Annotated in this window: 19 protein-coding genes; all 19 read left to right on the top strand. The window is 54.0% G+C overall.

Annotated elements, in window-relative coordinates:
* Positions 1–7 precede the first annotated feature (7 nt).
* The 19 genes from secB (at position 8) to lpxC (ending at position 20,228) form a co-directional block, all read left to right on the top strand.
* A complete protein-coding gene (secB, locus tag DDY07_RS20745; RefSeq protein ID WP_171697287.1) occupies positions 8–481 on the top strand; it encodes a protein-export chaperone SecB in 474 nt (157 codons plus the stop codon).
* A 5-nt stretch (positions 482–486) separates the two neighbouring features.
* The gene (gene gpsA, locus DDY07_RS20740) at positions 487–1,488 is read left to right on the top strand and encodes an NAD(P)H-dependent glycerol-3-phosphate dehydrogenase (protein WP_171697286.1); all 1,002 of its coding nucleotides are present in this window, start codon (positions 487–489) and stop codon (positions 1,486–1,488) included.
* A 375-nt stretch (positions 1,489–1,863) separates the two neighbouring features.
* On the top strand, positions 1,864–2,352 hold the full coding sequence (mraZ, locus tag DDY07_RS20735) for a division/cell wall cluster transcriptional repressor MraZ (RefSeq protein WP_020483755.1): 489 nt from the start codon (positions 1,864–1,866) through the stop codon (positions 2,350–2,352).
* A 5-nt stretch (positions 2,353–2,357) separates the two neighbouring features.
* Complete coding sequence (gene rsmH, locus DDY07_RS20730; RefSeq protein WP_171697285.1) at positions 2,358–3,287, top strand: 16S rRNA (cytosine(1402)-N(4))-methyltransferase RsmH; 930 nt, start codon at positions 2,358–2,360, stop codon at positions 3,285–3,287.
* Positions 3,287–3,559 carry a cell division protein FtsL gene (ftsL, locus tag DDY07_RS20725; RefSeq protein WP_020483757.1) on the top strand — a complete coding sequence of 91 codons (273 nt, stop codon included), beginning with the start codon at positions 3,287–3,289 and terminating at the stop codon, positions 3,557–3,559. Before rsmH ends, ftsL begins: the two co-directional genes overlap by 1 nt.
* Positions 3,560–5,287 carry a penicillin-binding protein 2 gene (locus tag DDY07_RS20720; RefSeq protein ID WP_171697284.1) on the top strand — a complete coding sequence of 576 codons (1,728 nt, stop codon included), beginning with the start codon at positions 3,560–3,562 and terminating at the stop codon, positions 5,285–5,287.
* Entirely contained in the window at positions 5,284–6,744 is a 1,461-nt protein-coding gene (locus DDY07_RS20715; RefSeq protein WP_171697283.1) for a UDP-N-acetylmuramoyl-L-alanyl-D-glutamate--2,6-diaminopimelate ligase, read from the top strand. The genes DDY07_RS20720 and DDY07_RS20715 overlap by 4 nt, the downstream gene beginning before the upstream one ends.
* Positions 6,741–8,105, top strand: coding sequence for a UDP-N-acetylmuramoyl-tripeptide--D-alanyl-D-alanine ligase (gene murF / locus DDY07_RS20710; protein ID WP_171697281.1), 1,365 nt, complete (start codon positions 6,741–6,743; stop codon positions 8,103–8,105). Before DDY07_RS20715 ends, murF begins: the two co-directional genes overlap by 4 nt.
* Positions 8,105–9,187: a phospho-N-acetylmuramoyl-pentapeptide-transferase gene (mraY, locus tag DDY07_RS20705; RefSeq protein WP_033156788.1), complete on the top strand. Its 1,083-nt coding sequence runs from the start codon at positions 8,105–8,107 to the stop codon at positions 9,185–9,187. Before murF ends, mraY begins: the two co-directional genes overlap by 1 nt.
* A 2-nt stretch (positions 9,188–9,189) precedes the next feature.
* Positions 9,190–10,560, top strand: a complete 1,371-nt coding sequence (gene murD / locus DDY07_RS20700) for a UDP-N-acetylmuramoyl-L-alanine--D-glutamate ligase (RefSeq protein WP_171697280.1) — start codon at positions 9,190–9,192, stop codon at positions 10,558–10,560.
* Positions 10,554–11,720 (top strand): putative lipid II flippase FtsW, encoded by a 1,167-nt coding sequence (gene ftsW / locus DDY07_RS20695; protein WP_171697278.1) that lies wholly within the window; start codon positions 10,554–10,556, stop codon positions 11,718–11,720. Before murD ends, ftsW begins: the two co-directional genes overlap by 7 nt.
* On the top strand, positions 11,717–12,781 hold the full coding sequence (gene murG / locus DDY07_RS20690; RefSeq protein ID WP_171697277.1) for an undecaprenyldiphospho-muramoylpentapeptide beta-N-acetylglucosaminyltransferase: 1,065 nt from the start codon (positions 11,717–11,719) through the stop codon (positions 12,779–12,781). Before ftsW ends, murG begins: the two co-directional genes overlap by 4 nt.
* Positions 12,778–14,205, top strand: a complete 1,428-nt coding sequence (gene murC / locus DDY07_RS20685; protein WP_171697276.1) for a UDP-N-acetylmuramate--L-alanine ligase — start codon at positions 12,778–12,780, stop codon at positions 14,203–14,205. Before murG ends, murC begins: the two co-directional genes overlap by 4 nt.
* Positions 14,205–15,083 carry a UDP-N-acetylmuramate dehydrogenase gene (gene murB, locus DDY07_RS20680; protein WP_171697856.1) on the top strand — a complete coding sequence of 293 codons (879 nt, stop codon included), beginning with the start codon at positions 14,205–14,207 and terminating at the stop codon, positions 15,081–15,083. Before murC ends, murB begins: the two co-directional genes overlap by 1 nt.
* On the top strand, positions 15,080–16,030 hold the full coding sequence (locus DDY07_RS20675; RefSeq protein ID WP_171697275.1) for a D-alanine--D-alanine ligase: 951 nt from the start codon (positions 15,080–15,082) through the stop codon (positions 16,028–16,030). Before murB ends, DDY07_RS20675 begins: the two co-directional genes overlap by 4 nt.
* Positions 16,017–16,760, top strand: a complete 744-nt coding sequence (locus tag DDY07_RS20670) for a cell division protein FtsQ/DivIB (RefSeq protein ID WP_171697274.1) — start codon at positions 16,017–16,019, stop codon at positions 16,758–16,760. The genes DDY07_RS20675 and DDY07_RS20670 overlap by 14 nt, the downstream gene beginning before the upstream one ends.
* Positions 16,761–16,780: 20 nt before the next feature.
* Positions 16,781–18,007 (top strand): cell division protein FtsA, encoded by a 1,227-nt coding sequence (ftsA, locus tag DDY07_RS20665; protein WP_020483769.1) that lies wholly within the window; start codon positions 16,781–16,783, stop codon positions 18,005–18,007.
* A 23-nt stretch (positions 18,008–18,030) separates the two neighbouring features.
* Positions 18,031–19,191 (top strand): cell division protein FtsZ, encoded by a 1,161-nt coding sequence (gene ftsZ, locus DDY07_RS20660; protein ID WP_033156793.1) that lies wholly within the window; start codon positions 18,031–18,033, stop codon positions 19,189–19,191.
* A 110-nt stretch (positions 19,192–19,301) separates the two neighbouring features.
* Positions 19,302–20,228: a UDP-3-O-acyl-N-acetylglucosamine deacetylase gene (gene lpxC, locus DDY07_RS20655; protein WP_033156794.1), complete on the top strand. Its 927-nt coding sequence runs from the start codon at positions 19,302–19,304 to the stop codon at positions 20,226–20,228.
* Positions 20,229–20,232: the final 4 nt, after the last annotated feature.

The raw sequence follows: 20,232 nt of genomic DNA, 5'->3' as shown, positions 1-20,232 counted from the left end.
AATCATCATGGCCGAAATCAACGCATCCAGCGAAAAGCAGTTCGCGATTCAAAAGATCTATACCAAAGACATTTCTTTTGAAACCCCCAATGCTCCAAAAATATTCACGCAAAAGTGGGAACCCGCGCTGGATCTTAATCTCGGCACGCACGTTCAACCCATCGAAAACTCGATGTACGAAGTATCGCTGACATTAACTGTCACCGTAAAAATTGCCGACACAACGGCCTATTTAGTTGAAGTCAATCAATCCGGAATTTTTTCAATAGCCGGTTTCAGCGAACAAGAAATGGGACCAATGCTAGGCAGCTTTTGCCCCAACGTCTTGTTCCCTTATGCGAGAGAGGTCATTTCCGACCTAGTGAATAAAGGCGGTTTTCCACAGTTAATCTTGGCGCCGGTCAATTTCGACGCATTGTATATGCAGCACCTGCAACAAGCGCAAACTCAACAGGAACCTGAAGCGAAGACGCTAAATTAAGCGGGATGCCACCATCTATCAGTATCCTTGGCGCCGGCTCATGGGGAACCGCTTTAGCGGTACAGGCAGCCAGAAATGGCTGCAACACCCTGTTGTGGGGCCATAATCCCAAACACATAGCCGCATTAAAGCAAACCGGCGAAAATGCACGCTACTTACCCGGCGTCCATTTTCCAGAAAACCTGCAATTCACCGACAATCTTGCGGAAGCCGTGGAGTTCAGCGCGGTATTGCTTATTTCGGTCCCCAGCCACGCCTTTAGGGACTTATTGGCGCAAATCAAACCCACGCTCAGTGAAAGCTCCCGCATCGCATGGGCCACCAAGGGTTTCGATTCCCAAAACGGCGCCTTGTTAAGCGAGGTGGCAGCACAAATACTGGGGGCGAATATCGAATGCGCCGCACTCTCCGGCCCGACATTTGCCCAAGAAGTAGCTGCCGACCTTCCGACCGCGCTCACTATCGCCTCTAACTCGGAAGGCTTCGCCGCCCAACTTAGCGAACGATTGCATAACCAACGATTTAGGATCTACACCAGCAACGATATTATTGGCGTTCAAGTAGGCGGAGCCTGCAAAAATGTTCTGGCGATCGCGGCAGGCATAGCCGACGGCCTTGGCTTTGGCGCGAACACAAGGGCAGCACTAATCACGCGCGGCCTAACGGAAATCATGAGACTGGGCATCAAGCTTGGCGGCCAAGCCGACACTTTTATGGGCCTAGCCGGTCTGGGCGACCTGATTTTGACTTGTACCGACAATCAATCCAGAAACCGCCGCTTTGGCTTGGCATTAGGCCAAGGCAAAGACCAAAGGTACGCATTAAGCGAAATCAATCAGGAAGTCGAAGGCGTATCCGCAGCCCGAGAAGCGCACCGTTTATCGCAAAAATACGGTGTCGAAATGCCAATCACCGAACAAGTTTACAAAGTCTTATTCGAACAACTCTCCCCCAAACAAGCCGTCCAAAACCTGCTGACACGCGATCAAAAGCCGGAAAGTCTGTAAGCTTTGCCTTACTATTCAACGATATTACGATCCAAGCGGCACAATAGCCACTACCCAGAACCCGCTGGCCACCAGGCTTATACTAAGCAAAGCCAGTCTCGCGCCAAGCGATTCAATCTGCTCACTACAACAAATCGCCTTCAAAAAAGTGAGAATTAGCACTTAATAATTCCAATCCACATCAAAAACCATCATTAACTTTTTGATAAAAATCATTTTTACCCAAAACCCTTACCCCTAGCACCCAACACACCTCAACCCTGCGTAAGTCCTTGTAGAAAAAGAAAGAATTTAATTTAAATGCCTCTTGACTAAGCCCCCTTTGAAAACTATAGTGGTGCAAAAGTGATGTAAAGTGGTTAGAAATGGATTTTTTTGGAATTTTTGAGGTTCATCTTGTTTCGAGGCATAAGTTCAATCAGTTTGGATGCGAAAGGGCGCATTGCAATTCCTACCCGCTATCGGGAGGAGTTACAGGAGTCCTGCGACCGCCAAATGGTTGTGACTGTTGCAGTTGACGACAAATGCGTCGGCGAACCGGGTTGCCTATGGCTATACCCCTTACCCGAATGGGAAAAGCTCGAACAAACCATCAGCAAACTACCGACATTAAACAAAATGGCCGGCAAGCTGCGGCGTTTTGTGATCGGCAATGCCTCGGAATGTGAAATGGACAGCCAAGGACGCCTGCTGCTACCGGAAACCCTTCGGGAGTTTGCCGGCATGGAAAAACACATCATGCTGGTGGGCCAGCTCAACAAATTTGAAATATGGAACGAAGCAGCCTGGAAGGCCAAAGAACAGGAATGGATGGACGGTAACGACACAGAGGGCCTTGAAGAACTTGGCTCGCTGTCGTTTTGACGGAGATGACCGCCCATCAGACGGTTTTGTACGAAGAGGCCTTAGAGCAGCTCAACATAAAACCGAACGGTATTTATCTGGACTGCACCTTCGGGCGTGGCGGACACAGCAGCGGCATTCTGAAAGCACTGAATAGCTCCGGCAGGTTGCTGGCGCTTGACAGAGACATGGATGCGATTGCTAGCAACGAAGCCAAGCGCTTGCTGGAAGACAGCCGTTTTAGTTTGCATCACGCCAGTTTTTTGGAACTGAGCTCCATTATTGAACAACAAGGCTATAAGGGTAAAGTCGACGGCATTCTGATGGACCTGGGCGTATCGTCCCCGCAACTAGACAATGCGGAGCGTGGCTTCAGTTTTTTGCGTGACGGTCCTTTGGACATGCGCATGGATAGCAATCACGGCCTGTCGGCTGCAGAGTATTTGGCGCAAGTCGACGAAAAAGAATTGGTTCGCGTACTGTTTGAATATGGCGAAGAGCGTTTTGCCAGGCGAATTGCCAACGCGGTTATCTGTCAACGCCAACAGCAACCGTTGCAGACAACCTTACAGTTGGCAAAACTGATCGAAAACAGTGTGCCGTTTCGCGACAAGCACAAACATCCTGCAACCCGCAGTTTTCAGGCGATCAGGATAGAGATTAACCAAGAACTCGAACAGATTAAAACCGGATTGAAACAAGCCGTGGACATATTGGCACCGAGCGGACGTTTAGTCGTGATCGCCTTTCACTCATTGGAAGACCGCATCGTCAAACGCTTCATTCGCGACCAAGCCGGCCCGAAAACCAATCCAGGCAAGTTGCCGATTAAAGAGCAAGACATAGAACAAGGCCAATTACGCAAAATAGGCAAGTCGATAAGGGCGCAACAACAGGAATTGCAACAAAACCCACGCGCACGTAGCGCGGTCATGCGAGTTGGGGAGAAACGTTAATGGCGATTGCAAGAAATATCCTGCTGACACTGTTGGTGGCGATGCTGATGATCTCCGGCATTGCCGTGATCTACAGCAAATACCAATCGCGCCTGCTGTTTATCGACATTCAGAAAAAAGAAAAAGAGCTCGACGACTACGAAGTGGAATGGGGCCGATTACAACTCGAATTGACCACGCTGACCGAAGAAAACCGGGTTGAAATCGAAGCAAGAACGCGGCTGATGCTGACTTTGCCGGCCCAAGACAAAATTATTTATATAAAGCCGTAAATGCGAATTGCCTCCGGCGCGGGCACGATACCGCGCCACAATACAGATTTTGTGATCCGCCGCAGAGTGCTGCTGTCGGTAATGTTGTTGGCCATGCTCGGATTGGTTGCGCGCGCGGTTTACCTGCAAATTCTCGATAAAGAGTTCCTGCAGGACAAAGGCGATATGCAGCACGTCGGCGTAGTGTCGGTATCGGCTTATCGTGGGCAGATCAAGGACCGCAACGGTGAGCCTTTGGCGATCAGCACCCCGGTACAATCGATTTGGGTCAATCCGCGTCAACTAAGAGATGCTGAACAGGACAAATTGACACCGATGGCGAAAATCCTCGGTTTCCCGGAAAAGGAACTGCGGTCGCTGTTAAAAAAGGAAAAAGACGCCAATAAGCGTTTCGTCTATTTGCGCCGGCAGATTAACCCGGATATAGCCGAAAAGGTCAAAGCACTGGAAATTACCGGTGTGTATTTCGAGCGGGAGTTCAAGCGTTACTATCCAGCCGGCGCGGTATCGGGCCATTTATTGGGCTTTACCAATATCGACGACATTGGCCAGGAAGGCATAGAACACGGCTACGAACACATTCTGCGCGGCCAGCCCGGCAAAAAGCGCGTGATCAAGGACGGCAAGGGCCAGATCATCAAGGACGTAGAAAATATTGAGGAAGCCATCCCGGGCCGCGACCTGGTGTTGACTATCGATGAACGCCTGCAATACCTGGCTTATCGGGAATTGCAGAATGCAATGATCCAGAACAAAGCACATTCGGCATCCTTGGTGGTACTGGATGCCAAGAACGGTGATGTATTGGCGACGGTCAGCCAACCGGCTTTCAATCCCAACAACCGTAAGGAATTGAGCAGTAACCGCTATCGGAATCGGGCTATGGTGGATAGCTTCGAACCCGGCTCGACGGTCAAGCCCTTCGTGGTAGCGGCGGCACTGGATGGTGGCTATATCAAACCCAACGTGTTGATAGAAACCCATGGTGTCTATCACTTGGGTCGCAACGTCGTTAAGGACGTGCATAACTACGGCACAATGGATTTGACCCACGTACTGCAAAAATCCAGCAATATCGCGGTCACGCAAATCGCGATGAGCATGCCGCCGGAGTATTTTTGGGGCGTATACAGCAGGCTGGGGTTCGGAACCTCCGCCGGTGTTGGCTTTCCGGGAGAAGCCAGCGGCTCTTTGCTGGATTATCAGGGCTGGCACGAATTCGACCAGGCGATTTTATCGTTCGGTTACGGGGTTTCCACCTCGATTTTACAATTGGCCAGAGCGTATACCGCTTTGGCGGACGACGGCATCATTCATTCCGTGACTTTACTCAAGCGCGATGAAGATCCCGATGCCCAACGGATTTTCAAACCCGAAACCGCCAGAAAGGTCAGGGAAATGCTGGAGCACGTGATCAGCAAAGAAGGTACGGCATACCAAGCCAGAGTCGAAGGTTACCGGGTAGCAGGTAAAACCGGCACCGTGAAAAAAGCCGCAGCCGGCGGTTACAGCGAAGACAAATATTTATCGGTATTTGTGGGCATGGCGCCGGCCAGCAATCCGCGTTTCATTATCGCGATTGTGGTGGACGAACCTACCACCGGCCAATATTACGGCGGCCTGGTGGCGGCACCGGCTTTCTCGAAAGTGATGGCGGGCGCATTACGAGTATACGGCGTTGAGCCGGACGGCATGGACAACATGCATTTATTGTTGAGCAAACAATGAAGCTAGCCCAATTGCTACACGGAATGACCGTAAATCCGCCGGATTTGGCAATCAGCGGATTGTGTTTGGACAGCCGAAACATCCAAGCTGGCGACGCATTCATTGCGTTGAACGGTGCCGTCCAGCATGGTATTGCGCATGCGGAACAAGCTGTTGCGAACGGCGCGGTCGCGGTGATTTACGACCCAAGCGGCGCGGAGACGCAGATCGTCAGCAAAGTAACAGTGCCAAGCAGGGCAATAACCGATTTAGCGCAAAAACTGGGAGAGATCGCCGCAAGATTTTACGGCAACCCGTCGCAACTATTGAATGTAATCGGTGTAACAGGCACCAATGGCAAGACCACCTGCAGCCAATTAATTGCACAGGCTTTGCCGGCTTGCGGCGTGATAGGCACACTGGGTTGGGGCGATGTCGGCAATTTGCAGCCGACCGCCAACACCACGCCGGATGCATTGGCCGTGCAGCGGATGCTGAACGAATTTGTAAAGCAGGATAAGCGTAACGCGGCCATGGAAGTGTCCTCGCACGGCTTACACCAAGGCCGGGTTAACGGGGTTAGCTTTAAAGGCGCGGTTTTTACCAATTTGAGCAGGGACCACTTGGATTATCACGGCAGTATGGCGGAATACCTGCAAGCCAAACTGACGTTATTTAAAACACCGGGCCTGCAGTTTGCCGTGGTCAACCTGGACGACGCCAGCAGCGCCGAGGTATTGCAAAGCCTGCCGGACGCCGTGCAAAGCTGGACCTATAGCGCGACCGGCCAACGCGGAACTGCTAAGGAAGCCGTAAGTGCCGAGCAAGTAAAACATAGCGCCGCCGGCATCGAATTCGATGTGATATGGCGCGAGCAAAGACGCCGGGCAACGACAACGCTGGTTGGCGGCTTTAACCTGGATAACGTGCTGGCCGTGCTTTGTGTGCTGCTGGCGACCGGCAGCGAATTCGACGCCGCCGTCGCGCAACTGGCCAAATTAAACGCCATTGCCGGCCGCATGGAAAAATTCGGCGGCAACGGCAAACCCACGATATTTGTGGATTATGCGCATAGCCCGGACGCGCTGGAGAAAGTGCTGAAAGCCGCCAAAGGCGCGAACCGACTGAGAGTCGTATTCGGCTGCGGCGGCGACCGGGACAAGGGCAAGCGTCCGCAGATGGGCAAAATTGCCGAAACCTGGGCGGATCAAGTCATCGTCACCGACGACAATCCGCGCAGCGAAGCATCGGCAGCGATTATTAAAGACATTTTGAGCGGCTGCCAAAGCCAAAAAATAACGGTCATTAACGATAGAACCACGGCCATAAACACAGTGATACGACAAGCAGACCCAGACGATTGCGTGGTGATAGCCGGCAAGGGCCACGAGGACTACCAAGAAATCGGCGGCGTAAAGCAGCCGTTCAGCGATAGCGCTGTCGTCAAGCAAGCACTGGCGGCGTGGAGCAAACCATGAAGCTGCAACTCAGCGAAATAGCCCAAGCCGTCAACGGCAAGCTAATCGGGGAAGACAAAGAAATTCGCGCCACCGGCATCGATACCCGCACCTTACAAGCCAGCGCGCTGTACATCGCAATAAAAGGCAAAAACTTCGACGGCCACAGCTTTATCGATAAAGCCGAGCAAGCCGGTGCGGCAGCGCTGTTACTCGAGCGAGCCGCGCCATCCGCTTTACCGCAAATCATCGTCGCCGATACGCATTTGGCGTTGGCGGAATTGGCTGGATACTGGCGCAAAACCTTGTCGGTCAAAGTAGCCGGCGTCACCGGCAGCAACGGCAAAACCACCGTCAAGGAAATGATTGCGGCGATTTTCGCCACCCAAGGCCACACCCTATCGACCCAAGGCAATCTGAACAACGACATCGGCGTGCCGCTGACACTGCTCAAACTGGATGACTCTCATCGCTACGCAGTCATTGAAATGGGCGCCAATCATCCCGGTGAAATTGCCTATACCAGCCGCTACGCGCAAGCCGATGTCAGCGTCATCACCAATATTGGCGCCGCCCATATCGAAGGTTTCGGCAGCATCGAAGGCGTGGCTAAAACCAAAAGCGAAATCGTCAAAAGCCTCGGTGAGGGCGGCGTGGCGGTATTAAATCGCGATGACGCTTTTTACGATTTCTTGCTGACCATGGCCGGCAACCATCGCAGCGTATCCTTCGGCTTGCACCCCGCAGCCGACGTCACGGCGTTAAATATTGCCACAGCTTTGGACGCACAAGGCTTTAACACCTATTTCGAATTAAAAACGGCGACCGACACCTTACCAATCCGCTTGCATCTGGCCGGCGCTCACAATGTGAAAAACGCTTTGGCCGCAGCGGCAGTAGCGTTGCAATTCGGTATCAGCCTGTCAGACATTAAACAAGGCCTGGAACAACTCCAACCGGTCACCGGCCGCATGCAACCTTTATTAGGCCGCAAGGGCAACATCGTCATCGACGACACCTACAACGCCAACCCCAACTCCTTGAAAGCCGCGCTGGACGTACTGAGCGATTGCGGCAGCGAAGCGTGGGTAGCATTGGGCGCTTTCGGCGAACTCGGCCCGGACAGCCCGGCGATACACCAGGAAATGGGCGAATTAATCAAAGCAAAATCAGTGAAGCGTTTGTTCGCGACCGGCGCATTGGCAAAACATGCCGTTGAAGCCTTTGGCGACGGCGGCCAGTTTTTCGACGATCAGGAACAATTAATAGACACACTGACAACAGCCGTCACAGGTAAGGAAACCCTATTGGTTAAAGGCTCGCGCGCCCAAAAAATGGAAAACGTGGTGGCGGCGATGGTCAACAATTTCAGAGCAGCCTAATGTTACTTTTACTCGCGGATTATTTAAGCAATATCGACAGCGGCTTCAGGGTGCTACATTACCTGACCTTTCGCGCCATCTTAGGCGTGCTGACCGCGCTCATTATTTCCCTGATGGTCGGCCCGGCCATGATCGAAAAATTGACTCGCAAAAAAATCGGCCAAAGCGTGCGCGACGACGGCCCGCAAAGCCATTTCTCCAAGTCCGGCACACCAACCATGGGCGGTGCGATGATTTTGTTCGCCGTAGCGATCAGCACCCTGCTCTGCGCGGATTTGAGCAATCGTTATGTCTGGGTGGTGTTGCTGGTGACACTGGCCCACGGCGTAATCGGCTTTATCGACGACTATAAAAAAGTCCTGCTCGGCAATAGCGACGGCCTATCCGCCCGCGCCAAATATTTCTGGCAATCGCTGGTGGCACTGAGCGCCGCCTTGTATTTGTACAACACCGCTCAAGTAGCGGCGGAAACCCAATTCATCGTGCCGTTTTTCAAAAACGTCACCGTGGACATCGGCTGGGGCTACGTCGTACTGACCTATTTCGTCATCGTCGGCTCCAGCAATGCCGTCAACTTGACTGACGGCCTGGATGGCCTGGCCATCATGCCGACCGTGATGATCGCCGCCGCCTTGGCGATTTTTGCTTATTTGTCCGGCCACGTGAATTTCTCGCAATACCTGGCTATTCCGCACATCCCCAAAGCCGGCGAGCTGGTGGTGTTCTGCGCGGCCCTGGTCGGTTCCGGCTTGGGCTTTTTGTGGTTCAACACTTATCCTGCCATGGTGTTCATGGGCGACGTCGGCGCACTGGCCCTGGGTGCTGCGCTGGGCATCGTCGCGGTATTGGTTAGACAAGAAATCGTGCTGGTGATTATGGGCGGTATTTTCGTGATGGAAACCATCTCGGTGATTATCCAGGTTGCCTCCTTCAAAACCCGTAAAAAGCGGGTGTTTCTGATGGCGCCGATTCACCATCATTACGAATTGAAAGGCTGGCCGGAGCCGCGCATCATCGTGCGTTTCTGGATTATCTCGGTCATCTTGGTGTTGATCGGTCTGGCCACTTTGAAACTGAGATAAGCATGAACACCACCGCCCTACTCAGCAATCTGGAAACCCATTTCAACTTAAATCCGGATAACGCTCGCCTATTGATCGTCGGTCTAGGCGCTACCGGCTATTCGGCTGCTCAATTTTTGCAAAAGACCCCGATTAAATTCGCCGTAATCGACAGCCGGAAAAATCCGCCGCTGATCGATAATTTGCGCGAACAAATGCCGGACGTACCGGTGTTTTCCGGCGGTTTCGACCAATCCGCGCTGGATGTCGCCACTCACTTGCTGGTCAGCCCTGGCGTGTCTTTACACGAAGCGGCCATCCAAAAAGCCGTACAGGCGGGCGTTACCGTACTCAGCGACATCGACTTATTCGCTTGCGCCACTGATAAACCGGTTATCGCCATCACCGGCTCCAACGGTAAAAGCACGGTTACCACCATGCTGGGCGAAATGGCTAACGCCGCTGGCGTCAAAACCGCCATCGGCGGCAACCTCGGCACACCGGCGCTGGATTTGCTGCAACAAGACGCCGAACTTTACGTATTGGAACTGTCTAGCTTCCAATTGGAGCGCACCACCGCTTTAAACGCCAAAGTCGCCACGGTATTAAACGTCAGTCCGGACCATCTGGATCGCCATGACGGCATGGCCGGTTATGCGGCGGAAAAGCAGCGGGTGTTTCGGGGTGACGGCGTGATGATCTTGAATGCCGACGACCCGATGGTCATGGACATGCGCGATCCCGCCCGGCAAACATTGACTTTTTCCACCCAAACTCAAGCCGATTTTTATCTGCGTCGCGGCGAAATCGATACTTTAATGCAAGGCGAACAAGCCTTGATGGCAGCCAGTAAATTGCGCCTGGAAGGTAGCCACAACATCGCCAATGCGTTGGCGGCGCTGGCCCTGGGCACGGCTGCCGGTCTAAGCATCACCAAAATGTGCGATGCGCTCAGAAAATTCAAAGGTCTTCCGCACCGCATGCAAAAAGTCGCGGAAAAAGGCGGCATCAATTGGGTTAACGATTCCAAAGCCACCAACATCGGTGCGTGTATCGCCGCGCTAAACGGCTACGAGCATAAAGTTGTTTTAATTGCCGGCGGCGAAACTAAAGGCGCAGACATGACTGAACTAGTGCCTGCCGTCACCGAAAAAACCAAGGCCGTGGTCCTGATAGGCAAAGATGCGCCATTGATTGCGCAGGCTTTGAATAACTGTGTGCCTGTCCATTTCGCCGGCAACATGAAAGAAGCGGTCACCATCGCCGCCAGTTTGGCCAGCGAAGGCGACAGCGTGCTGCTGTCACCGGCCTGCGCCAGCCTGGATCAATACCGCAGCTATGTTGACCGCGGCAATAAGTTCGCGGAAGCCGTGATGAGTCTGCCCTTATGTTGAAACCGACGCCCAAGCCCCGCGCGCAAAACCGCCTGCACGTCGACCCGGTGTTGATGTTGGCGTGCTTCAGCCTGCTGGGCATCGGTTTTATGCTGGTCACGTCGTCCTCTTTGCATCTGGGCGTCAAAATGGCCGACGACATTTCGCACTATCCCTTCAAGCAACTCATTCATATTGCTTTTGGCTTGGGCTTTTCCGCGATCATTTTGAACATCCCGATGCAAAGCTGGGAAAGAATGGGCCAAACCCTGTTCATCGCCGGCCTGGCCTTGCTGCTGGTGGTATTGATTCCCGGCGTCGGCATCAGGGTTAACGGCAGTATCCGCTGGCTATCGATTCTGGGCTTACGGATCCAGGTATCGGAAGTCGTGAAATTCATCTCGGTGATTTATATGGCCGGTTACGTCACCCGTCATGCCGACCACGTCCGCCGCTCCGCGTTCGGCTTGGTCAAGCCGTTGATGCTGTTTTCGGTAGCTTGCGTACTGTTATTGCTCGAGCCCGACTTCGGCTCGGCGGTGGTGATTCTGATCATTGCCATGGGCATGATGTTTCTGGGCGGCGCCCGAATTTCTCAATTCATTATATTATTGGGTTTGGTCGCCAGTTTAGCGGTGATCTTGGTCATTGAATCGCCCTATCGACTGGCGCGGGTCACCAGCTTCATGGATCCGTGGGCCGATGCCAGAGATACCGGCTTTCAGCTCACCCAGGCTTTGATTTCTTTCGGTCGCGGCGAATTTTTCGGCGTTGGCTTGGGCAACGGTCTGCAAAAACTGTTTTACCTGCCGGAAGCGCATACCGACTTTTTGTTCTCCGTATTGGGTGAAGAACTCGGCCTGCTCGGCGTGCTGCTGATCATCGGCCTATTCGCCGCCCTGGTCGTGCGCGCCTTTGCGATTGGCGAGCAAGCCGAGCAAGCCGGTCTGAAATTTTCTGCCTTGGCGGCTTATGGCTTGGGTATCTGGTTTGGCTTCCAATCCTTCGTGAATATGGGCGTCAACATGGGCATGCTGCCCACCAAAGGTTTGACCTTGCCACTGATGAGCTACGGTGGCGGCAGTATGATCGTGATGTGCGGCGCGATGGCGGTATTGTTTCGGATTCACTACGAAGTGACCGAAAACAATAAAAGCAATGTGAAGGGGAAACACGCATGAGCGGCCGCATCGTCATCATGGCAGGCGGCACCGGCGGACACGTGTTTCCAGCACTGGCGGTCGCCCAGGAAATGCGCGAGCGTGGCTGGCAAGTCAGCTGGCTGGGTACCGAGAAAGGCCTGGAAAGCCGGGTGGTGCCCGCCAACAACATCGACATCGACTGGCTGGCAGTAGCGGGTATGCGCGGCAAGGGACTACTGTCCAAACTCGGCGCAGGTTTTAAATTGATTCAAGCCTGTCTGCAGGCCAGGCACATACTGAAACAGCGTCAACCGAATGTGGTATTGGGCATGGGCGGCTTTGTGGCTGGTCCGGGCGGCCTGATGGCGAAATGGCTGGGTATCCCGTTGGTAATACACGAGCAAAACCGGGTACCCGGCACCACCAACCGCTTGTTGGTAAAGCTCGCTGCCCGCAAAGTATTGGAAGCATTTCCGGACAGCTTCGCCAAGTCGGTACAAGCGATCTGCACCGGCAACCCGTTAAGAGATGCGTTCATTAATCTGCCGGAAAAATCCGAATGGCACCCGCAAGCCGGACGCAATTTAAGGGTTTTGATCCTGGGTGGTAGCCAGGGCGCAAAAGTCCTAAACGAAACTGTGCCCGAGGCATTGGCCGGATTGAGCAATCTTGACGTAAAGCACCAGACCGGCAGCGCCATGCAAGCTGAAGTGGCCGAGCGCTACCGCAAGCTGGGTCTGAACGCCGAAGCCCTGGCCTTTATCGAGGATATGGCCGGTGCTTACCAATGGGCCGATTTGATCATCTGCAGAGCCGGCGCGATGACAGTCAGCGAAGTAGCGGCCTGCGGTTTACCGGCGATTTTTGTGCCCTTGCTGCACGCCATCGACGATCATCAAACCGCCAATGCCAAATATTTAAGCGAAGCCGGTGCAGCCATCTTGCTGCCGCAACCCGAATTAAACGCGGACAATCTGCGTAAAACCCTAGAACAAGCCATGACATCATTGACATCCATGAGCCGGGCCGCCAAAGCCAAGGCCAGACTCGCCGCCACTCAGACCGTGGCCGATATTTGCGTTGCGGAGGCTGCCGTATGAACCGCCCCCACATCGACAACCAAGCGCTGGGCGACATCGACAAAATCCATTTTGTCGGCATCGGCGGCACCGGCATGAGCGGCATCGCCGAAGTGCTATCCAACTTGGGCTATAGCGTGTCCGGCTCGGATATTAAAGGCTCGGCGGTTACCGATCGCCTGCAAGCGATGGGCGTCAAGGTTTATTTTGGCCATCACGCCGACAATGTGACTGATGTCGATGTGGTCGTCACCTCCACCGCTGTCGATAGAACCAACCCGGAAATCGTCACCGCCTATGAGAACCGTATCCCGGTGATTCCGCGCGCGGAAATGCTGGCGGAACTGATGCGTTTTCGCTTCGGCATCGCTGTAGCCGGTACCCACGGTAAAACCACCACAACCAGCCTGACCACGATGATGCTGGCCGAAGGCGGCCTGGACCCCACTTTTGTGATCGGCGGCCGTTTGAATAGCGCCGGCGCCAACGCCAAACTGGGTTTGGGTAAATATTTGGTGGCTGAGGCCGACGAAAGCGATGCGTCGTTCTTGTTCCTGCAGCCAATGATGGCGATTGTCACCAACATCGACCAAGACCATATGGAGACCTATGGCGGCAGCTACAGCAAACTCAAGGACACTTTCCTGAAATTCCTGCATCAATTGCCGTTCTACGGTTTGGCGGTGATGTGCATAGACGATCCGGGCGTCTGCGACGTGCTGCCTAATGTATCCAAGCCGGTGAAGACCTACGGCGTCAGTAGTTACGCCGACGTACGCGCTGTGGATATTCGCCAGGACGGCTTACGCACTCATTTCACGGTGTTGCGCTGGGGTGATTTACCGCCCTTGCAAGTCACGCTGAACCTGCCCGGCTGGCACAACATGCTGAACGCCTTAGCTGCGACGACTATCGCCACCGCCCTGGGTGTGGACGATGCGGCTATTGTAAAGAGTCTGGCGGAATTCAAAGGTGTGGGCAGGCGTTTTCAAATCAACGGCGACGTGGATTTCCAAGGCGGCAAGCTGACCTTGGTTGACGATTATGGCCACCATCCGCGCGAATTGGCCGCCACGCTGGAAGCCTTGCGCCAAGCCTGGCCGAGCCGCCGTAAAGTCGTCGTGTTTCAACCGCACCGCTACACCCGCACCCGCGACTTATTCGAAGATTTCGTCGAAGTATTGTCCAGCGTCGATGTACTGATTTTGCTGGACGTGTATTCGGCCGGCGAAGCGCCGATTACCGGTGCTGATGGCAAAGCCTTGAGCCGCTCGATCAGGGTGCGCGGCCAGGTTGACCCGGTATTCGTGCAAAACCGTGAAGACTTGGCGACCATCCTGGCCGGCATCGTCGAAAAAGACGACGTGGTATTGACCATGGGCGCCGGCAACGTCGGCCAGATCGCTGCCGAATTGCCGCAACAATTGGCCGAGGCCCTAAAGTGATGGTGGCTAGAGGCACTTTATTAAATAACGAGCCACTGGCGAAATACACCAGCTGGCGGGTCGGCGGTCCGGCCCAGCACCTGTACATCCCGGAAAACAAGGCCGATCTGATCGAATTTATCGCCAGCCTGCCGGCCGGCGAACCGCTGTACTGGATGGGTTTGGGTAGCAATTTATTGGTGCGCGACGGCGGCATTCGCGGCACTGTGATCAACACCCGCGGCCGACTGAAGGAAATGTATCTCGCCGACTCCGAACGGGTTTACGTGGAAGCCGGCGTACCTTGCGCCCATGTCGCCCGCTTTTGCGCGGACTTAGGCTTGACCGGCGCCGAGTTTTTAGCCGGCATCCCCGGCACGATGGGCGGCGCACTGAAAATGAATGCCGGCGCGTTTGGCGGCGAGACCTGGAGCATTGTGGAACGGGTTGAAATGATCAACCCGCGCGGTGAAGTCATTCTGCGCGACCATCACGAATTTGAAGTGGCCTACCGTTCAGTCAAAGGTCTGGCTGACGAATGGTTTTTGTCAGCCCAGTTGAAATTGAGCAAAGGCAACAGCGAAGCCAGCCAACAACACATCAAAGCGCTGTTGGAAAAACGTAACGCCTCGCAACCGACCAATAAGCCGACTTGCGGCTCGGTATTCAAGAATCCGCCCGGCGATTACGCGGCGCGCTTGATCGAAGCCTGCGGCCTGAAAGGCTTTGCTATCGGCGGCGCGGTGGTGTCGGAAAAACACGCCAATTTTATCGAAAATCGCGGCAACGCCAGCTCGGAAGATATAGAAGCCTTGATCGAACATATTCAAACCCAAGTACGAACGCAATTCGGCATCAGTCTGCAAACTGAAGTCTGCCGGGTAGGTGAAAAAGCATGAAGCCATTACGCATCAAAAATGCCGCCGATTTCGGCAAAGTCGCCGTGCTGTTGGGCGGCTCCGCTGCCGAACGCGAAATATCCTTGAACAGCGGCAACGCGGTATATCAAGCCTTGAAAGCGCAAGGCATCGACGCGGTAGCGATAGACGTGACCGGCAGCCCGATTGAGGCTTTAACCAATCTCAAAGTCGACAGAGTATTCAACGTGATCCACGGCCGCGGCGGCGAAGACGGCGTACTGCAAGCGGTTTTGCAAGTTTTGGACTTGCCGTATACCGGTTCCGGGGTGATGGCTTCGGCATTGAGCATGGATAAATTGCGTACCAAGTTGTGCTGGCAAGGTTTAGGCTTGAGTACGCCGCTATGGTTTGTACTGAAAAGCGAAACCGATATTGAAGCCTGCATCGCCAAACTGGGTTTTCCGGTGATCGTCAAACCTGCGCAGGAAGGCTCCAGCATCGGCATGAGCAAAGCCACTAACCGCGATGAACTGGCGGCCGCTTTGGAGCTCGCCAGCCAATTTCGTTGCGACGTGTATGCCGAGCAATGGGTACAGGGCCAGGAATACACCGTCGGTGTGCTGGACGGTGAAGCGCTGCCAGCCATCCGTTTGGAAACGCCGAATACCTTTTACGATTTCGACGCCAAGTACCGGGCCAATACCACGAAATACCATTGCCCCTGCGGCTTGAGCGCGGAGCGCGAACAACAATTGCAAGCCTTGGCGGTACAAGCCTGCCAGGCCTTGAACGTAAAAGGCTGGGCGCGGGTGGATGTGTTTATCGACAGCAATGGCCAATCGCAACTGATCGAAGTGAATACCGTACCCGGCATGACCGACCACAGTTTGGTGCCGATGGCTGCAAAAGCGGTGGGCATCAGTTTCGAGGAATTGGTCTGGCGGATTTTGGAAACCAGCATGGCGGGTACAGGTGAGCCGGTTTAGTGTGATTTTAATGACCGCGCTGTTGATCGGCGGCGGCTGGTGGACTTGGCAGCAATTCGGTGTCAGCGCACTGAGCAGCAAGCCGATCCGCTACGTCAAGATTGAAGGCGCGTTCCAATACACCAGCAAGGATAGGCTGAAAGAAGTATTGGCGCCGCAAATGAAACAGGGCTATTACCAGGCCGACATGAACGCGATTCATCAAGCGATCAAAGCGCTGCCATTGGTGGATAAGGTCGATGTGAAGCGGGTGTGGCCGGATGCGGTGCATATCAAAATCACCGAGCAAAAGCCGGTGGTACGCTGGGGCAAATCGGCGCTGCTGAACAAACAAGGCGATTTATTGGTGCCGGACAATATCGACGAATTTAAAAATTTGCCGCTGATTACCGGCCCGGACGGCCAGGAAAAGAAGCTGCTGGAGATCATGAAAGGCGTCTACATCGTGCTGAAGGATAAATCGATGCAGCTCGCGGAATTTCATGTCAACGAACGGCGAGCCTGGCGGATTAAGTTAGCCAGCGGCATGGAAATGCAATTGGGTAGAAAAGCACCGCTGGAAAATATGCAACGCTTTTTAAAAACCATGGATTTATTGGGCGAGGAACAGCTGGCGCAAATAGCCAGCGTGGATACCCGGTACCCGAACGGCTTTGCAGTGACCTGGAAACCGGAAGTCACCAACATCGATTGGAAAGCAATCGTGGAAAAAAATAAAAACCTGATTTAAACGCTTACTGAGCATAAACAATGGCCAAAAAGACAGATCGAAATTTATTAGTGGGGCTGGATATAGGCACGTCGAAAGTGGCTGCTATCGTTGGTGAATACCGCGGTGGCGACGAAATCGAAGTGATTGGCATCGGCACCGCACCGTCCAAGGGCTTGAAAAAAGGCATCGTGGTCAATCTGGAATCGACCGTGCACTCCATCCAGCGGGCGATAGAAGAAGCCGAATTGATGGCGGGCTGCCAGATCAAATCGGTATTTGCCGGGATTGCCGGCAGCCATATCAAAAGCCTGAATTCGCACGGCATCGTCGCCATCAAGGAAAAGGAAGTGACCCAGCACGACATCGATAGAGTGATCGATTCGGCGCGGGCAGTGGCGATTCCGGCCGATCAGAAAATCCTGCACATCCTGCCGCAGGAGTTTGTGATCGACCAGCAGGAAGGCATCAAGGAGCCCATCGGCATGTCCGGCATTCGTTTGGAAGCCAAGGTGCACATGGTCACCAGCAGCGTCAGTGCCGAACAGAACATCGTCAAATGTATCCGTAAATGCGGGCTGGATGTGGACGACATCGTGTTGGAGCAACTGGCCTCCTGCGCGGCGGTATTGACTGACGATGAAAAAGATCTGGGCGTCTGCCTGATCGACATCGGCGGCGGCACGACCGATATTGCGATTTTCTCGGAAGGCGCGATCAAGCACACGGCGGTGATTCCCATCGCCGGCGATCAGGTGACCAACGACATCGCCGTGGCGCTGCGCACACCGACCAAAAACGCGGAGGAGATCAAACGCCAATACGCTTGCGCGTTGACGCAATTGGCCGATCCGCAACAAACCATCGCGGTGCCCAGCATCGGCGACCGCGAGCCGCGCAAAATTTCCGCGCAGAATCTGGCGGAAATCGTCGAGCCGCGTTATGAAGAATTGATGTTGTTGGTGCAAGCAGAGTTAAGAAGAAGTGGTTATGAAGATTTAATTGCCGCCGGCATGGTGATTACCGGTGGCAGTTCGCAAGTGAGGGGATTGGTCGAATTGGCGGAGGAAATCTTCCATATGCCGGTTCGCATGGGGGTACCGCTGCATGTATCCGGATTGACCGATGTAGCGGAAAACCCGATTTATTCGACCGCGGTGGGTTTGTTGCTGTACGGCAAGGATCATCACGGCCGGGCGTTAGGCATGAACGATGATGGCGCGGATCTGTTGTCAAAAATCAAAAGCTGGTTTCAAGGAAATTTTTAATTTTTTGTCTGGAGGGTGTGAAAATGAAATATGAATTATTGGATAGTAGCGGCACCGCGGTTATCAAAGTCATCGGCGTGGGTGGCGGTGGCGGCAACGCGGTTAACCACATGGTGGAAGACGGTATCGACGGCGTGCAGTTTATCTGCGCCAACACCGATGCCCAAGCCCTGCGGGAAATGAATGTAGAGTCCATCGTGCAATTGGGTGTTGAACTCACCAAAGGCCTGGGAGCGGGCACTCGCCCTGAAGTCGGTAGAGCGGCGGCTGAAGAAAATCGCGACCGCATCCGCGAAGTCATTGCCGGCGCCGACATGGTGTTTCTGACCGCTGGTATGGGCGGCGGTACCGGTACCGGTGCCATCGCGGTATTTGCCGAAGTGGCGAAAGAACTGGGCGTGTTGACAGTCGCTGTCGTATCCAAACCTTTTGATTTTGAAGGTTCCAAGAAAAAAGGCGTGGCCGATGCCGGTTTACGCGAACTGGAAAAACTGGTCGATTCCTTGATCATCATTCCTAACCAAAAACTGCTGCCGACTTTGGGCAACAATAAATCGCTGGTAGAAGCCTTCCGCGCCGCTAACGACGTGTTGCGCGACGCGGTACAAGGCATTACCGAGCTAATCACTCACCCCGGCCTGATGAACGTCGACTTTGCCGACGTCAAGACTGTGATGTCCAATATGGGCAGCGCCATCATGGGCACCGGCGTCGCCAGCGGCGAAAATCGCGCCCGTTTAGCGGCGGAAAAAGCCATTGCCTGCCCATTGTTGGATGACAACAATCTGCAAGGCGCGCGCGGCATTTTGGTGAACGTCACCTCCAACGGCGACTTGGGCTTGAACGAGTTCGACGAAATCGGCAGCATCATGCACGCCTTCGCTTCCGAAGACGCCGACATGAAAATCGGTATGGCAGTTAATCCAGCGATGGGGCAGGAAATTAAAGTCACCGTCGTCGCCACCGGTATGGGTGAAAAAGCCAAGCAAGCGGCTTCGCCTATCAGTCTGGTGAAAAAAGTCGCGGCCGGCGAGATCAATTACGATCAATTGGACAAACCGACCATCGTCCGCCAGCAAAAACAGGAATCGACTCGGGAATCCCGCTTCGGCGCGCAACCTAGAAACGACGTCGATTTGGATTACTTGGATGTACCGGCTTTCTTGAGACGTCAAGCAGACTAAGGTCCGCTTGCGACGAGTCCTTATGAGGCTGCACAACCAAGTTCGGGGGGAGCTATCGCATAATCTGTGATAGACTCCCCGGCTTTGTTTTACCTATTTGTCGGCATTTCATGATTAAACAGCGTACTTTAAAAAACACCATCAGAGCCACCGGCGTTGGTTTGCATACCGGCGATAAAGTGTATCTGACCTTGCACCCCTCCGAGCCCGATACCGGCATCCGTTTTCGCCGCGTGGATTTGGAAACCCCGGTGATGATAGCCGCGCGCCCTGAAAATGTCGGCGAAACCAAGCTGTCCACGACTTTGGTCCGCGACGGCGTTAAGGTGTCCACCGTCGAACATTTGCTGTCAGCTTTGGCCGGTTTGGGCATAGACAATGCGATTGTCGATGTCAGCGCCGCCGAAGTGCCTATCATGGACGGCAGCGCCGGTCCGTTTGTGTTTCTGTTGCAATCGGCCGGCGTGGTCGAACAGGACGTCCCCAAACAATATATCCGTATCAAGCGCGCAATCCGCGTGGAAGACGGCGACAAGTGGGCCGCGTTCGAACCCTTCGAGGGTTTTAAAGTGACCTTTACCATCGATTTCGAACATCCGGCGTTTTCCGAGCATTTGAAAACAGCGGTGATGGATTTCTCTTCGACGACCTTCGTTAAAGAAGTCAGCCGAGCCCGTACTTTCGGCTTTATGAAGGACATCGAGTTTTTACGCGAGAACAATCTGGCGCTGGGCGGCAGTCTGGATAACGCCATCGTGGTGGACGACGATAAAGTGTTGAACGAAGACGGTCTGCGTTATGCCGACGAATTCGTGAAACACAAAATTCTCGACGCCATCGGCGACTTGTATTTGTTGGGTTACAGCCTGATTGGCGAATACCAGGGTTTTAAATCCGGCCACGCGCTGAACAACAAGTTGCTGCTGAGCCTGATGAACGACAAAGACGCCTGGGAAATGGTGACTTTCGAAAATGCCGAGGACGCACCGATTTCCTTTATGCATTCCGCGCAAACATCAGCACGCGCGACAGGATAATCCC

Origin of the sequence: Methylomonas sp. ZR1 (genome assembly GCF_013141865.1) — a bacterium.
Lineage (GTDB): Bacteria > Pseudomonadota > Gammaproteobacteria > Methylococcales > Methylomonadaceae > Methylomonas.
The sequence above is the reverse complement of the archived record's forward strand: the minus strand, read 5'-3'. Positions and strand labels throughout refer to the sequence as shown.

Excerpts from the sequence above, each read along its gene's own strand:
- secB (WP_171697287.1), top strand. The coding sequence starts at position 8 with ATGGCCGAAATCAACGCATCCAGCGAAAAGCAGTTCGCGATTCAAAAG.
- gpsA (WP_171697286.1), top strand. The coding sequence starts at position 487 with ATGCCACCATCTATCAGTATCCTTGGCGCCGGCTCATGGGGAACCGCT.
- rsmH (WP_171697285.1), top strand. The coding sequence starts at position 2,358 with ATGACCGCCCATCAGACGGTTTTGTACGAAGAGGCCTTAGAGCAGCTC.
- ftsL (WP_020483757.1), top strand. The coding sequence starts at position 3,287 with ATGGCGATTGCAAGAAATATCCTGCTGACACTGTTGGTGGCGATGCTG.
- DDY07_RS20720 (WP_171697284.1), top strand. The coding sequence starts at position 3,560 with ATGCGAATTGCCTCCGGCGCGGGCACGATACCGCGCCACAATACAGAT.
- DDY07_RS20715 (WP_171697283.1), top strand. The coding sequence starts at position 5,284 with ATGAAGCTAGCCCAATTGCTACACGGAATGACCGTAAATCCGCCGGAT.
- murF (WP_171697281.1), top strand. The coding sequence starts at position 6,741 with ATGAAGCTGCAACTCAGCGAAATAGCCCAAGCCGTCAACGGCAAGCTA.
- mraY (WP_033156788.1), top strand. The coding sequence starts at position 8,105 with ATGTTACTTTTACTCGCGGATTATTTAAGCAATATCGACAGCGGCTTC.
- murD (WP_171697280.1), top strand. The coding sequence starts at position 9,190 with ATGAACACCACCGCCCTACTCAGCAATCTGGAAACCCATTTCAACTTA.
- ftsW (WP_171697278.1), top strand. The coding sequence starts at position 10,554 with ATGTTGAAACCGACGCCCAAGCCCCGCGCGCAAAACCGCCTGCACGTC.
- murG (WP_171697277.1), top strand. The coding sequence starts at position 11,717 with ATGAGCGGCCGCATCGTCATCATGGCAGGCGGCACCGGCGGACACGTG.
- murC (WP_171697276.1), top strand. The coding sequence starts at position 12,778 with ATGAACCGCCCCCACATCGACAACCAAGCGCTGGGCGACATCGACAAA.
- murB (WP_171697856.1), top strand. The coding sequence starts at position 14,205 with ATGGTGGCTAGAGGCACTTTATTAAATAACGAGCCACTGGCGAAATAC.
- DDY07_RS20675 (WP_171697275.1), top strand. The coding sequence starts at position 15,080 with ATGAAGCCATTACGCATCAAAAATGCCGCCGATTTCGGCAAAGTCGCC.
- ftsA (WP_020483769.1), top strand. The coding sequence starts at position 16,781 with ATGGCCAAAAAGACAGATCGAAATTTATTAGTGGGGCTGGATATAGGC.
- ftsZ (WP_033156793.1), top strand. The coding sequence starts at position 18,031 with ATGAAATATGAATTATTGGATAGTAGCGGCACCGCGGTTATCAAAGTC.
- lpxC (WP_033156794.1), top strand. The coding sequence starts at position 19,302 with ATGATTAAACAGCGTACTTTAAAAAACACCATCAGAGCCACCGGCGTT.